The sequence below is a fragment of the Brevibacterium yomogidense genome, assembly GCF_016107685.1.
Classification (GTDB): Bacteria; Actinomycetota; Actinomycetes; order Actinomycetales; family Brevibacteriaceae; genus Brevibacterium; species Brevibacterium yomogidense.
Genome location: NZ_JABASY010000002.1, coordinates 89,713 through 103,650, shown reverse-complemented (window position 1 = coordinate 103,650; position 13,938 = coordinate 89,713). Strand labels below are relative to the sequence as shown.

General features: G+C 66.6%; 7 protein-coding genes. 3 read left to right on the top strand and 4 right to left on the bottom strand.

Features of this window, described 5'->3' with window-relative positions; all coding sequences use genetic code 11:
• Window positions 1-40 precede the first annotated feature (40 nt).
• Window positions 41-2,104: a 5'-nucleotidase C-terminal domain-containing protein gene (locus JFC09_RS04855; RefSeq protein ID WP_198392891.1), complete on the bottom strand. Its 2,064-nt coding sequence runs from the start codon at window positions 2,102-2,104 to the stop codon at window positions 41-43.
• A 202-nt stretch (window positions 2,105-2,306) separates the two neighbouring features.
• On the opposite strand from JFC09_RS04855, the gene JFC09_RS04850 reads away from it, so the two are divergent.
• On the top strand, window positions 2,307-2,558 hold the full coding sequence (locus JFC09_RS04850) for a Smr/MutS family protein (RefSeq protein WP_198392890.1): 252 nt from the start codon (window positions 2,307-2,309) through the stop codon (window positions 2,556-2,558).
• Window positions 2,559-2,659: 101 nt separating this feature from the next.
• On the opposite strand, the gene JFC09_RS04845 is transcribed toward JFC09_RS04850, so the two are convergent.
• Together JFC09_RS04845 and JFC09_RS04840 are read right to left on the bottom strand one after the other, a co-directional pair.
• Window positions 2,660-4,066, bottom strand: a complete 1,407-nt coding sequence (locus JFC09_RS04845) for a GntP family permease (RefSeq protein ID WP_198392889.1) — start codon at window positions 4,064-4,066, stop codon at window positions 2,660-2,662.
• Between the two features lie 104 nt (window positions 4,067-4,170).
• Window positions 4,171-6,003 (bottom strand): IlvD/Edd family dehydratase, encoded by a 1,833-nt coding sequence (locus JFC09_RS04840; RefSeq protein ID WP_232483197.1) that lies wholly within the window; start codon window positions 6,001-6,003, stop codon window positions 4,171-4,173.
• 387 nt (window positions 6,004-6,390) lie between these two features.
• Between JFC09_RS04840 and JFC09_RS04835 the strand changes: the two genes are divergently transcribed.
• A complete protein-coding gene (locus tag JFC09_RS04835; protein ID WP_198392887.1) occupies window positions 6,391-7,668 on the top strand; it encodes a TRAP transporter substrate-binding protein in 1,278 nt (425 codons plus the stop codon).
• 171 nt (window positions 7,669-7,839) lie between these two features.
• Here JFC09_RS04835 and JFC09_RS04830 read toward each other — a convergent pair whose 3' ends face one another.
• Window positions 7,840-11,166: a DUF5979 domain-containing protein gene (locus JFC09_RS04830; protein ID WP_198392886.1), complete on the bottom strand. Its 3,327-nt coding sequence runs from the start codon at window positions 11,164-11,166 to the stop codon at window positions 7,840-7,842.
• Between the two features lie 334 nt (window positions 11,167-11,500).
• Between JFC09_RS04830 and JFC09_RS04825 the strand changes: the two genes are divergently transcribed.
• Window positions 11,501-13,933: a helix-turn-helix transcriptional regulator gene (locus tag JFC09_RS04825; protein ID WP_198392885.1), complete on the top strand. Its 2,433-nt coding sequence runs from the start codon at window positions 11,501-11,503 to the stop codon at window positions 13,931-13,933.
• The last annotated feature ends 5 nt before the right edge of the window (window positions 13,934-13,938 follow it).

Here is a 13,938-nt window from a genome sequence, read left to right as displayed (position 1 = left end):
CTCGGACCAGTACTGGTCCGAGGGTCCGAACGTCCCGGGGTCAGCTGCGCCTGCGGCTCGCGACGACCGCTGTCGTGCCGACACCGGCCAGCAGGAGGGCGGCGCCGATCGCGCCGGCGATCTCCGAGCCGGTGCGGGGCAGACGTCCGTCGTCATCGCGGTCGCCGTCATCGTTCTGGTCGTCGTCCCGGCCGTCGTCGCCGTTGTCCGGGTCGTCCGTCGGCGCGCCGGACGGATCGTCGGTCGGGTCCTCGGAGGGCTCCTCGCTGGGATCTTCCGTGGGCTCACCCGTCGGATCCTCCGTGGGCTCCGGTTCGGACCGGTCGATCGACTCGCTGGTGAGCATCCAGTTGACGCGGTGGAAGTCGTCCGAATCGATCACCTCGCGGTCCACAGCCCAGTCGATGAGCGCCTCGCGGATCTCCACCTGCTCGTTGTAGACCTCGTCGAGCCCGTCGACGGGGTAGCCGCTGCCGCCCGACTGGCGGTAGTTGTTGATCGCGAGGACGAACTCGTCGTCGTCTGCGACGGAGGTGCCGTCCGCCATCCGGAGGTTCTCGATGCGATCGCCCAGCGGCTTCGAGATGTTGATGTCGTAGTCGACGCCGGTGAGGGCGTCGTAGGCATAGTCGGGGATGTCCCGGCCGTCGGCCTCGTCGTAGCTGTTCGACACCTCGGCCGGGTCGAAGTCCGCTCCTTCGTCCACCTGGTCGTAGAAGCGGGCCGCGTATTCGAGGTAGTCCTTGAGCTCCGCACCGGTCATCGACACACCGGCGAGCGTGTTGTCGAAGACGTAGAGCGCTGCCACGTCCCGCACCGTCACATCGCCTTCGCTGAAGACGGCGTCACGGCTGAAGGGCGACGTCTGGGCGAGGACCTGCACGTCCTCGTAGTCCGTGCCGACCAGCCCCTCCTCCGTCTTCTCCGTCATGACGTGGCCGATGAAGTCGAGGATCGCGGTGTCCTCGTAGCGCGAGGTCTCCGCGCTCATCGTCTGGGCGGTCTGCGCGATCGTCTGGTTGACGTAGTCGACGGTCTCGTCGTGGTGTGCGGCCAGCGCGTCGGCCATCTCCTGGCTCTCCGCGACGTCGCCCTGGAGGTAGTGCGGGGTGACGGAGGGTGCTTCATCCGTCCAGTCGACCTCGTAGCCGTCGCCGTCGGCCTCCGGTGTCAGGTTGAGTTCGACCTCACTGACGGAGCGCGCCCAGTAGTACGGCTGGGTGATGATCGCCTGCGAGCCGTCCGTCCGCGTGACGATCTCCTCCGGCTGGTCCACGTGCGAATGACCTGCGACGACGACGTCGATGTCCGCAACCTGCTCCGCGATGGAGGTCGCCACGTTCTCCTGCAGCAGCGACGGATCCCACTGCTGCCCCTCCGGGTCCTTCCCCGTGTGGGCGACCGCGATGACGACGTCCGCACCCTGTTCCTTGAGCTGCGGTGCGTAGGTCTGCGCAGAGGTGACCATGTCCTCGAACTCGATGGCGCCTTCGAGGTGCTTCTTGTCCCAGACGCGCGAGCCAGGGTTGGTGAGGCCGATGACGCCGACGGTGATGGTCTCCCCGTCGATGGTCCGCTCGACCATTGCGGTGGGGTCGTTGTGCGGTTCGCCTGTGGCGGTGTCCAGCGCGTTCGCCGCGAGCAGCGGGAAGTCGACCTGGCCCTCGTAGTAGTCGAGCATGTCGAGCCCGTAGTTGTACTCGTGGTTGCCGGTCACCTGCGCGTCGTAGCCCATGAGGTTGTTCGCGACCGCCATCGGGTGGTCCCGACCGGATTCGGTCACCGGCTCCGTGGTGGAGAAGTAGGAGGTGAGCGGGTTGCCCTGGATGGAGTCGCCATTGTCGACCAGCAGGACGGACTCCTCGCCCTTCTCCTCGCGGATGCCGTCCACGACGGTCTTCGCCCGCGCCAGTCCCAGTTCTTCGCCGGCCGGGTACGGAGCATTCGTGAAGTAGTCCCAGTTGAGTGCGTGGCCGTGCACGTCAGTCGTCGCGAGGACGGACAGTGACAGCGCCTGTGGTGTGGGCATCGCCGTGGCCGAGGCCGCTGGCCCCACCACGAGTGCGGCCGCGGCCAGCGCGGCGGGGATGGTCGGACGGAACATTCGGTTCTCCTCGGATCGAAAGGGTCCCAGCGACAACATGCGATGCTGAAATCGAAGCAGGCTGCACTGAGAGTTCTCACTGCCGCCGCCCACTGTATTCCCAGCTGCGGACAGAAGGAATGGCCCACAGGTATCCGGGTGGTGAATCGTGGGATCCGGCGGTCTCCGACTCCGAACCGACGCACCCCGCTACGCTGGCCTCATGCGGCTCAAGCTCGACCTCCACGACATCTTCAACAAGGGCACGGACATCGACCGCGCACTCAACGACATCCTCGACGAAGCAGAGCGCACCCGCACGAAGACGGTCGAGATCATCCCCGGCAAGGGCAGCGGACAGCTGAAGAAGCGGGTCCTGCGGTTCCTCGACCGCAAGGACGTGAAGGCGCGCTACCACCGGGTGGAGAAGGACAGCAAGAACCACGGGCGGCTCTTCGTCCACTTCAAGCACTGACGCTCCCCCGATCATGTGTGCGTTCCCATGCACACCGCCGGCCGGTGGATCCGTCGCACATCGCATCCACCGGCCGAGCGCGGGCCTCTGTGCTCTGAGCGTCAGACGGTGGAGCCGAGTCCGAACATGATGAGCGCGATGACGAAGCCCAGCAGTCCGACCACGGTCGACATGACGGTCCACGTCTTGAGGGTCTGCGCGGTGGACAGTCCGAAGAACCGACTGACCAGCCAGAAGCCCGAATCGTTGACGTGACTGACGACGGACGACCCTCCCGCGGTCGCAGCGACGAGTGCGACGAGCTGGACCGCGTTGTAGTCACCGGCGAGGATCGCCGGCTGCATGAGGGCAGCGGCCGTGGTGAGCGAGACCGTCGCTGAACCCTGGGCGACGCGGACGACGGCGGCAACGGCGAACGCGGCGACGATCAGAGGCATGTTCATGCTGTCCATCGCCTGTGCGATCGCGTCGCCGATCCCCGATGCGCGCAGAACCCCGCCGAACATGCCGCCGGCACCCGTGATGAGGATGACGGAGCAGACCGGGCCGAGCGCCGAATCCGTCACCAGCTCAGTGAGCTCTCCGGACTTGGAACGGGCGAGACCGAGCACGACGATCGCGATGATGACGGTGATGAGGAGGGCGACCGGGGTCTCTCCGATCATCCCCAGGGTCTGGACCCACTGCGACTCCCCGTCGACGGCTCCCGACGTCGACAGCGTGTTGAGCACGGTGTTCATCGCGATGAGTGCCAGCGGGAACAGCAGGAGGAACACGACGAGCCACGGGCTGGGGTTCGAGGCGAAGCGGGAACTCGCGGACTCGTCCGACTTGCTCCCCAGGAGAGTGGGAACAGGAACGCTGATCTTGCGTGTGAGCGGCTTCGTGAGCAACAGACCGCCGAGGTACCAGGTGGGGATGACGAACAGGAGGCCGAGGAGCACCATGAGGCCCTGATCCGCACCGAAGAGGTCCACTGCCGTGACCGGTCCCGGGTGCGGCGGCACGAAGACGTGCATGGCGAGGAACGCGATGGCCGACGGGAAGGCGATGGAGAGGAACGGCATGCTCAGACGCCGGGCCACCGCGTAGATGATCGGCAACATGAGCACGAGTCCCGCGTCGAAGAAGATCGGGAACCCCATGAGCAGGCTGGCGATGGCGACAGCGAGAGGTGCGCGCTTCTCACCGAAGATCGCGATGAGCCTGTCCGTGAGCCGCTGAGCACCTCCGCTCGCTTCGAGGAGACGCCCCAGGATCGCGCCCAGGCCGACGAGCAGCGCGACGCTGGCGAGCGTGCCACCGAATCCTGACAGCATCACCGACACCACGTCTGAGGGGGCGATGCCCGTGGCCAGGGCCGTGAGAAGGCTGATGAGGACGAGAGCGATGAAGGCGTGGAAGCGAAGGGCGATGATGAGGATGAGGAGCAGAGCGATCGCGACGGCGGCGACGCCGAGCAGGCCACCGGTCGAAAGCTCCCAGAGGAACGTGAGGTCGTCTGTCATGTCGTGTCCTTGTGACGGGTGAGGGCATCACGGACGGCGGCAGGACGGCATCGTCCTGCCGCTGACCGCGTGTGCCGGATCAGTGCTTGTCGAGGGCGGGGGCCTCAGTGATTGAGGCGCGGAACAGGCTGGGTCTGCGCGACCCGCTGGTACTTCACGGCGGGTTCGAGCACCATCCCATCGCCCAGTTGGCTGGTCATCGAACGACTGAGCTCCTGCCACGGTGTCTGGCTGGCGGGATAGGCGTACCCACCGGCCTCTTCGAGTGCGGCACGCCGCTGGCCGAGGACGTCCGGTTCGACGAGGAGGTCGACACGCCCTGCAGTGAGGTCGATCCGCAGTCGGTCTCCCGTGCGCAGCAGAGCGAGGACAGCGTCGGGTGCCGCGGCCTCGGGCGAGCAGTTGAGGATCGACGGGGAGGCGGACGTTCCCGACTGGCGCCCGTCACCGATGCACGGGAGGCTCGAGATCCCCCGGTTGATGAGGTGAGCCGGCGGATGCATGTTGACGACCTCGGCCGATCCTGGGTATCCGATCGCACCGGTGCCGCGCATGACGAGGATCGAATGCTCGTCGATGTCCAGCGAAGGATCCTCGATCCTGGCGTGGTAGTCCTCCGGCCCGTCGAACACGACGGCGACCCCTTCGAAGGCGTTCGGGTCATCGGGGTTCTGCAGGTAGCGCTCACGGAACTCGTCCCCGATCACAGACGTCTTCATGACGCCGTTGTCGAAGAGGTTGCCCGTCATGACCTGGAAACCTGCCGCCTGCACCATCGGCTCGTCGATGGGCCGGATCACGTCGTGGTCGCTCACCGCTGTGTCGCGACAGTTGTCGCCGATGCTCCGACCGTTCACGGTGAGGGCATCCTCGAAGATGAGCCCCTGCTTCATGAGTTCGTTCACCACAGCGGGCACTCCCCCGGCGCGGAAGAACTCCTCACCGAGGAACCTGCCGGCGGGCTGCATGTCGACGAGCAGGGGGATGTCGTGGCCGTAGTCCTGCCAGTCATCGATGCCGAGGTCGACCCCCAGGTGGCGGGCGATCGCGACGAGGTGCCACGGGGCGTTCGAGGACCCGCCGATCGCGGAGCACACGCGGATCGCGTTGAGGAACGACTCCCGGGTCATCACGTCCGACGGCGTCCTGTCCGCATAGGCCATCTCGACGATCTGCCTGCCCGACTGGTAGGCGATCGTCGGACGCTCCTGGTAGGGCGCGGGGATGGCCGAGCACCCCGGGAGACTCATCCCCAGCGATTCCGCGACCGCGTTCATCGTCGACGCTGTCCCCATCGTGTTGCAGTGTCCGATGGACGGAGAGGACTGCTTCACCATCCGCCAGTACTCGCCCTTGTCGATCTTCCCGGCGGCGAACAGATCACGCGCTTCCCAGTCGATGGTGCCGGTGCCGACCCTGCGACCCTTGTACCAGCCGTTGAGCATGGGTCCGCCGGACAGCACGATCGCCGGGATGTTCACGGTGGCGGCGGCCATGAGCAGTGCGGGTGTCGTCTTGTCGCAGCCGGTCGTGAGGACGACGGCGTCCAGGGGGTAACCGTGCAGGGTCTCCACGAGGCCCAGGTACTGGAGATTCCGGTCCAGCGCGGCGGTGGGGCGCTTCCCCGTCTCCTGGATGGGGTGGACCGGGAACTCGAAGCAGATCCCTCCGGCCTCGCGGATGCCCTCACGCACACGCTTCGCAAGTTCGATGTGATGGCGGTTGCAGGGGACCAGGTCGCTGCCGGTCTGAGCGATGCCGATGACCGGCTTTCCGGACTGCAGCTCTTCCTGGCTCAGTCCGTAGTTGAGGTACCGCTCGAGGATGAGGATCGTGGAATCCGGCTCGTTCGGGTTGTCGAACCATTCCTGCGAGCGCCACCGCAGCGGCACACGGCCCTCCTCGTTGCGCATGAGACGGGCCTGCTCGTCGCTCATGTGTGCACTTCCCGGGAACCCGTCTGCGTTGAATCCCTGGGTGTGGGTACCGGGGTAGGAACTCACACCAGCACCGCGCCCGGAGTGTTCTGACGACGTCTCCGTTGACATCACTACCGCCTTCGTCGAGATGGGTTGGACAGCAGAGCTCAGTGTGAGCTCCACCTCGTTCCAGACTATAGGATTTCACGCTTCTGTATAGCCTATCGAGGCGCGGAGGCTGAACATGAAGTTGAGATCACCCTCGAATTTTCCTGGTGCCCTGGCTAGTGTGGAACCGGGTCCGCACCGACGCATCGCGTCGGAGCTGCTTGGCGTGATGATGCGCCGGTGGGCATGTGGCGGACCGTGTGGCCGAACGACTCAGCTATCTCAATGGGGAGAGACATGACCGCAGTCCGAAAGTTCCGACCAGCACATCTTGCAGCCGTCGTCGCGGCGAGCCTCGTCGTCAGCGCCTGCGCCGGGAGCGCCGGCACAGAAGGCGAAGGGGGTGGCGGTGACGGGTTCGACTACGGGGCCTCACAGGAGGACGTCGATGCGGCCCTCGACGACCTCGACCCCGTCACGATCACCTATCAAGCGGGTGCCCAGTCACCCCAGTCCGTCTCCGCCCTGAGTGCCCACAACCTCAAGGAGTACGTGGAGGGGCGCTCCGGCGGGAAGATCACGGTCGACGTCGTGTGGGGTCAGGCGATCGCGGGCTACGGGGAGATCGACGACGCGCTGGCCGATGGTCGCGTCGACATCTCCTACGCCCTTCCGATCTACCAGCCCACCGAGCACCCGGAGTTCAACGCGCTCGCCACGGCGACGGCCGGCATGCCCAACTCCCCGGTGCTCGGCGAACTCGTCGGCAACGCGGCCCTCGTGGACCTGGCATGGAACTCCGACGAACTTCTGGATCGCTACGAGGAGCGCGGACTCACTGCGCTCACCCCCATGATCAGCACCGGTACCTACCTGTCGGTCTGCCGTGATGAGGGCACCAGCCTCGACGACATGGACGGTCGACAGATCCGGGTCGCGAGCGTCGCGCATGAGAAGCAGACGATGGCACTCGGCGCTTCGCCCGTGTCGATGGAGTACGTCGAAGTCTTCGAAGCGCTGCAGCGCGGAACAGTCGACTGCACGTTCGCGCAGCTCCTCCCGTCGGAGGAGTCCGGACTGCTCGAAGTCGCGAACCACGTCGCCTACACGTCGGAAGAGAACAGTCTGTCCGGACGCTCCGCCGGGGCAAATCTTGCGGGCGTCGGGTATCAGAAGCTGCCGCTGGCGTACCAGCAGATCATCTTCGATTCCCAGATGGAGGGCTTCGCCGTGAGCAACGACGTCATTACTGAGGGACACAAGCGCGCCATCCAACAGCTCATGGATGCGGGCGGGGAGGTGACCCAGATGGCCGACGACGCGGACAAGCGGATCGGTGAGGTCAACGACGAACTGTTCGCGGACATCGAAGAGTCAGGAGTCATCGGTTCCGATGTCCAGGAGCGCACCTCGGAGACCGTCGAGAAGTGGCGGCAGATCGCCGAGGAGCTCGAGTACGCCGACGAAGGCGGGTTCGAGGACATGCACGAGTGGTACGACGTCGACGAGCACGACTTCACGCCCCTCGCGGAGAGGCTGTTCGAGGAGGCGGCACTCCCCCACCGGCCGCAGTGAGTGAGCCGCACTGAGTCGACCTCCTTCCGGCGGTCCTCCTTCCACGTGAGTGTGCCGACCTGCACGTCGCAGGTCGGCACACTCATGTCCTCAGCCGGGTGACGTCCCCGCCCGGTGGGCCGCTCCACAGCGGCTCACCGATGCCGGTCGTCACACCAGCGATTGCATTCTTCAGCTGCGGTGGCGCCTCCGAACGGTGTAGAGGAGGGCTCCGGCACCCAGCGCGATGAGTACGAATCCTGCTCCCAGGGCGCCCCACGGCGACATGCCAGTGCGCGGAAGCGGGTCATCACCCTCCGGCCCACCTGGGCCGGCCTCGGGATCATCCGGTGTGCCAGGGTCTCCGGGTGCGTCTGGATCTCCCGGTGTGCCTGGTTCACCCGGCTCCTCAGAATCCTCCGGTGTGCCCGGATCAACCGGATCACCGGGCTCTTCGTCGGCATCGAACGTGTTGGTGAGCGTCACCTCTGCGGTCGTGCCGTCGCCGATGGTCACGACGGACGGGCTGAACTGGTACCCCGTCCAGGTGGCACCATCGATGTTCATCGGCTGCGCCTCACTCAGGTGGACCTCAGCCCCGTAGGGCAGCTGCCCGCTGGTGACTGCCTCGCCGTCCGCGGTCACCTCGAGCTGGCCTTCGCCGGCCTCGAAGCCGTCCCCGGCTGCGTACTCGTAGTGCACGACGAAGCTCGCGTCGTCCGGCACCAGACCGGACCCCGCACCATCGAGCTCCTTCAGCACAGAGAAGTTGCCCGTGTTCAGCTCGATCGCGTTGTCCAGGCCGACCTCGACCACGGTGTCCTTCCCGATCGTCACGACGTTGCCGTCGATCCACGTCACGTCCTGCCAGCTGCCGCCCTCCGGGTTCTCCGGTGCGACCTCCTCGAGGGTGACCTGAGCGCCCGTGGGCAGACCGGTCACGACGGCGGGGTCACCGCCGGGGGTCACCACGACCTCGCCCTCCCCCGCCTCGAAGGTGGGGCCGGCCGGGTACGAGTAGCTCACGGTGAACGAGGCATCGTCGGCGACGAGGTGGTCACCGTTGCCGCTCACCGTCTTCTCGATGCTGAAGCCGCCGAGGTCGAGCTCGATGGAGTTCGTGAGCGTCACCCCGAAGGTGGTCGCGTCACCGATCGTGAAGGCTGAGTGGTCGAAATCGGAACCGGTCCAGGTCGCCCCCTGGATCGCATGCGGCTCCACCTCCGACAGCGTCACCTCTGTCCCGTACGGCAGTGGATCACTCGTGACCGCGTTGCCGTCGTTCAGGACCGTGAGCGATCCCTGTCCGGTGCTCGGGTCGGCGTCCAGGGCCTCCGGGAGCACGTAGTCGTAGTCGACCGTGAAGGCGACGTCTTCATCGACCAGGTGCGCGGCATCGCCCTCGACGACCTTCGACACGGAGAAGTCGCCGTCGTTCCAGCTGATCGGATTGTCCAGATCGATCGTGACGACCTGGTCCTTCGTGACGGTGAACTCGGTCTCGCTGAACTCCGGATCGCCCCAGGTCCCACCCTCGGGATCGACAGGAGTCAGCTCTTCGAGAACGACGGTGGCGCCCGCAGGCAGCTGGGGGCTCGTCTCCGAGGTCTCTCCGGCCGCCACTGTCAGCTCGCCGGAGCCGCCCGGGAAGCCGTTGATCGGGCCGTAGCTGTAGCTGACGGTGAACTCGGTGCCCTCGGGGATGAGCTCCTGCCCCTCGCCCGAGGTCGTCTTCATCACCTGGAACTGCCCGACGTCCTGTGTGAGGCGGTTGGTGACGTCCACCGTCACGAGGTCGTCCTCGCCGATGGTGAGCGTGCTGTGCGAGAGCACCGGCTCGTCCCACGTGGCACCCGGGACGTTCGGCAGACCGACCTCCGCGAGCGTCAGCTCCGCGCCCACCGGCAGATCGCCGCTGTCCACCACGCTGCCGTCGGCCGGAAGCGTCAGCTCGCCGGACCCCGCGGGGAATCCCTTCTCCGCATCAGCCGGGTAGCTGTACGCCAGCGTGTACGCGGCATCCGCCGGCAGGCCCACGCCGTCCGGGTTCTCAAGAGTCTTCTGGGCCTGGAACCCGCCCTGGTGCAGCGAAGCACGATTCTTCAGCGTCAGTTTCGTGATCGTGCCGAGGTTGCCGTTCTCCGCGCTGAAGGTCAGCTCCGTGACCTCGTTGCCGTCGACGTCCACGAACACCGGGGCGTCCCACGTGACGTTGTCCGGGTCGGTCGGCGCGATCTCGTGGATCGTCGCCGTGGTGCCGCGGAAGATCTCCGGGCTGGTGAAGGTGTCCCCCGCCCGGAACGTCTCCGTCACCTCGCGCGGTTCCTGCCCGGGCTCCTGGTACGTGTAGTCCACCCGGAACTCCGGGTTGAGAGTGGTGTCGCCCGTGAGTTCCTTCGTCACCTGGAACTTGCCGAAGTTGCGGCCCACGACGTTGCCGCCACCGGAGTGCCGGGTCGTGCTGGACTCCTCGATCGTGCGGGTCTCGCCCTCGATCGTGTATTCGGCTCCGTTGTAGAAGACGCGGTCGCCGTTGTCACGCAGTTCACCGGCGGTCTCGACGTCGACCAGCCACTGCACCTGGTAGAACGAGCCGTCCGTGCCGCGGGTGCAGTCAACGGCTTCGCCCTGGTTCGTCGTGCAGTCACCGGCCGTGTAATCCGATCCCAGTCCCGGTCCGGTCGTGAACGAGGCGGTCAGATCGTCGTCGCTCCACTCCACCCGGTCGTTCGGGACGACACTGTAATCGAGGGATTCGCTGCCCCAGCTGTTGTAGCTGATGGAGCGCGCCTCCAGCACACGCGGGTACCCGCTCTGACGCAGGATGGTGTAGTCGTCCTCGTCCATGACGTCGGTCACGGAGACGTCCTGCCCGATCTCCATCCCCTGCTCACCGGCCGGGACGTTCACCGTCCAGTAGATCCGATCCTCGAGGTTGTCGTACCAGCCGTATTTGCCATCGTGCTGAGACCCGAACTCGCAGTGGTCGTCGCACCAGTTCACGTTGCGATGGAGCACGACCTCGTTCTGGAACTCACCGAAGTCGAACGTGTGCTCGATCGTCTCGATGTTCTCGATCGTCGAGGTCACGTTGATGTAGAAGGAACCGGACACGTCATACGGGTTGTCCTCGATGAACTGCGGGTCCGCAGTGCACGTGATCGTGTCGTTCTGCACGAGGCATTCGCCCGCCGCCTCACCGTCCGGTCCGGCCAGTGCGAAGCGGTCGTTGTGCCCGCTGAGCCCGTCCGGGAGCGCCAGTTCGACCGTGACCGGGTTCTGCGCCTCCCCGTCGATCATCCACTCGACGTTCAGCTGCTGGGTCGTCCCGCTCGCGAATTCCTCAGTCTCGAAGCTGATGTCCGTGAAGACGATCGGGCTGCCGCTACCGGGAGCCTCTCCGGCAGCGGACGCGGCCTGCGGCAGCATCATGGTCGAGCTGAGTGCGACGAGCAGCGTCAGCAGATACGCGGCGAAGCGCGAGAATACGCCCGGCGGCGCTTTGAGGACTCTGGACATGGGTTTCCTTCCGGTGGGTGAGAACGGGATGCGGGATGCGGACTCAGGCGTCGATGCCCGCGACCGGGAGGCTTGGAGATCCCGGCGTGACGCTAGGGAGCCTAGGCATCACGTGCGTGCTTCCTGAGTGCTTCCTGGATAGTCCGGGGTGAATTCACCCCACAATTCACCCTGTCGGCATCCGCAGTGGGCGCAGTGCCTGCGGGCGCGTACTATGCGAATGGGTCTCACCTGCAAGGCGACCCGCATGCCGCACCGCTGCGCATGCCTCTCCCACCACGGACCCGTGCCGCCGCCCCGTGCACCGCTGTGCCACAAGAGGAGCTCTCCGACGATGTACGTCCGTTCGATCGCGCCCGACGTCGTCTCAGCGAACCGTCATCCGGCGTGGAAGCGATTCGACGCGAGCCTGCACGATGCCGATGCGATGCTCGTCCTCCACGCCCCCTCCGGCATGGGTCGAGGCTGGTTCGCGCAGTCCTGGTGCGACGAGCACGGCGGGCGGGTCGTGCACGTACGGGACACCCCGCCCGTCCGCCGGTCCGATGCGTTCACCACGGCCGGCTCGATCTCCGCGGCACTCACGCAGACGGAGGACCCGCCGGAATCAGGGCCGTCCACAGAACCGCGGGTGGCGGCGATCGTCCTCGACTCCCTCGACGTCGACTGGGAAGCGCTGGCAGATCACGACTGGCGCATGGCACTCGCGGCAGACCTCCTCATGAGCGTCGATGACATCGCCGAGGCGGTCGTCGCTCTCGAGCACATGAAACGGGGAGGCAACCGTGAGGACGCTGCCGCCGTACAGGACGACGCAGCCACGCTCGCAGCCCGGGTGCACCGCCACACCGGCGGCTGGCTGGAGCCCACGCTGATCCTCCTGCAGGATCCCGACGCACTCCCCCGCGCCCAGCAGGTGATGCTGCCGTACCTGTCGCACTGGATCATCCGGCTGGACGGTGGGTGGGAGATGGCGAAGGCCGCGTTCCTCGAACCGATCACCGACGCGACGCTGACGGAGTTCTTCCGCGAGGTGCATGGCTCACCGCCCTCCACCGGCACCTTCCTCGATGCAGGGATCCTGGTGCGGGGTGAGGACGGCACCCCCTTCATGCCGGAGCTCGTCCGGTCATGCCTTCGGACTCTCATCCGGCAGAACGACTCCGCGCTCGCGGACGATCTGGTCGCCGCGGCGGTCGATGCGGTGGCGGAGGCGACCGACCTCGTCTCTGCCATCCGGTACGCCGCGTCCCGCAGATACTGGAATGTGCTCGGTGAGCTGCTGCTGGAACGCTGGACGGAGCTCTTCACCGCGGATGCGCGCATCGTGAGACACGTTGTGGAAGCCCTCCCCACAGCATTCATCGACCAGTGGCTGGGCGACTTCTCCGGCGCCGCCGTCCGACTGATCCAGGGGGCGGGACCGGACGGCATGTCCTTCGTCCTCCCCGACGGCAGAGTCAGGTACGACCGGGACAGGCTCGCTCAGACGCTGCACGCACGCACGAAGGACCTCTACCGGAACCCCGGGCCCAAGGCCCTGTCGTTCGGCCTCCTGGAGGTCGGCTACCTGCGGCTCGCCGGGCATGATGCGGAAGCAGCCGCGGCCGCTCGGCGCCTGCTCACCGCGCTGCACAGGGCGGAGTCGAAGCGCCGCATCCATGCGGTGCTGTCCAGCGTGGTCAATCTGCACGCCGGTGTCGCACTGGCGATCGGAGGAGACCCCGTCACCGCACTGTCGAGCTTCCGCGCGGCGTTTCACCGGGTCGAGGGGTCGGATCATCACTTCCTGCTGGCCGACACCACCTCCAAACTCGCGCTAATCACCGCGCTGAACGGTGACCATCACGAGGCGCGCACATGGCTCGCCGAACACGACCGGTGGATCGACGGGGTCGCGTGGGGGCGGACGACGGTGGCGCGCAGCGCCCTGCTGGCACGGGTGAGCGTGGCGCTGGCGGACCTCGACCTCGAGGCGGCGGACGAAGCGCTGCGCGCTCTGCCGCCCACGCCGGACCAGGACGAGACGTGGCAGGTCCACACGTACCTCCTCGCTATGAGGAGCGTGCTGGCCGGGCAGCCGCGGCGGGCGCTGGTCATCACCAGCGGCATGCGGCACCAGCGCCCCCACCCGTCCCGCACCCCTCTGGCCCAGCACGTCTTCGCCATCGCTGAACACGCCGCAGCCGTGTCGAATCCGCTGGGTGCTCCGACCACGGGGCAACCAGCGGATCCACCCTCCACACCGGAAATACGAGTGTTGGAGTCTTACCGCATGTTCCTCACCGGAGAGGTGGACCGGGCTGCGCGTCTCCTCGGACAGCTGCGGCTCGACGAACTCGGAACACGATGGCTGAACCTGGCCCTGCAGATGCAGATCCTGCTTGATCGACACGACAAGGACGCGATGATCGCGGAACTGATCACCGGGGTCGTCTCCGGGAGGGGCTCGCTCGAGGATCTGGGGCTTCTGCATCAGCACGACCTGCTGTCGTCCACGCATCTGCAGCAGTTGACCCCTGCGCAGCGGTCCCGCCTCCGGACGTTCGCCCCGCGGGTTTCGCAGTGCAGTGCGCGGCCCACGCTCACCCCACGCGAGGCCGAGGTCCTCGACGGTCTGCGACAGGGACTGTCCCGACGCGAGATCGCCGAACGTCAGGTGCGGTCGGAGAACACCGTGCGCTCCCAGATCCGGAGTCTGTACCAGAAGCTCGGCGCGTCCTCGTCGGAGGAGGCGCTGGAGGCCGCGCGGAGGTTCGGATTCTGAGGGTC